General features: G+C 65.0%; 1 pseudogene. It reads left to right on the top strand.

The window, feature by feature from the left end:
• Positions 1–396: 396 nt before the first annotated feature.
• Positions 397–1,138 (top strand): annotated as a pseudogene (locus tag BQ8420_RS12275) (hypothetical protein); the annotation flags it as partial.

Below are 1,138 nucleotides of genomic sequence, written 5' to 3'. Positions count from 1 at the left end.
GACGGCAGTTGGCGGCTATCGGGGAAGGGGGGAGTGGGGTCAGGGGCCCAAAAGCCCTTCCGGGCCTTCGGCCCGGGCCCTGGCGGGCCGCCGGGCTTCGCCCGGTCCGGCCGCAGCCGGCCGGATTCCTGCCCCACCGTCTGGTGTCCTCGTGGGCCGCGTCGCCATCACGTGGCCGGTTGGGTAACGAAGGGCCCGCTACAAGTGGGTCGGGTAGTGGTCCGCGTCCCAGCGGTTGCCGGCTCCGGCGGTGGAAAGCGGCCACGAAAAAAGGGGTTGTGGATAACCCACAACAGGCGCCATTCCATGATAGGAATCCCAGCAACCTGAGAAAAGAAAGTAATATACCCGAGAGTAGGGCTGCCATTCTTTAGGGGATTGGCATATAATCAGAGTATGATCTTTCCTACCAGCGCACCGCCCTCGACCGGGACCACCCCGGTCGATCAGTCGATGGCCCATGCGCGGGAGATGGCGGTAGGATTCGCCGGCCAAGATATCCCGATCGGGGCCGAAGCCGAAGCGCTCGAACAGTACGGGCGGATCAACGGGGAAATGGATCGCATCTACTACGCGATGCTCCCCGCCCTGGCCACCATGGAAGCCTCCGGGGCCGTGTTGGAAAAAGGCGGACAGAACACCCTCAAAGCGTGGATCACCCACAAGTGGGGCACCACCCCCGCCCAGGCCGGCAACCTGGCCACCCTGGCCCGCGCCCTGCACCGCCAGCAGCTCCCGCTGGTGGACGAAGCCTTCCAGGGCGATGTCCTGTCGCTGGGTGAAGCGTGCGCGATCGCGACCTCCACCGAAAAAGCCACCGCTGAGTGGGCCAAGGTCCTGGACTCGGCGGATAAGGACTTCCGGGCGCAGCACCCCGACGTGGAGGGTTTCCGGGCCCGGTTGGAGTTCGGGCTGATCGCTTATAAGAAGGAATGCCCGAAGGCGTCGGTGCGGCAGTTGCGGGACGCGGCGAAATGGTTCGTCGCCCAACTGGACCCCGACAAAGCCGACCGGGATTATGACGAGACTTTCGAAACCCGTGGCGCCCAATTCTCGCCCACCTTCGAAGGCGGATTCCTGCTCCGGATGTGGGGGCCGGGTGCGGATAACCAGCTGATCCAGGCCGCTCTGGACGCCT

This window comes from Nocardiopsis sp. JB363, from assembly GCF_900143625.1.
In the GTDB taxonomy this organism is placed as follows: Bacteria; Actinomycetota; Actinomycetes; order Streptosporangiales; family Streptosporangiaceae; genus Nocardiopsis.
This window is presented reverse-complemented; position numbering and strand designations above follow the sequence as displayed.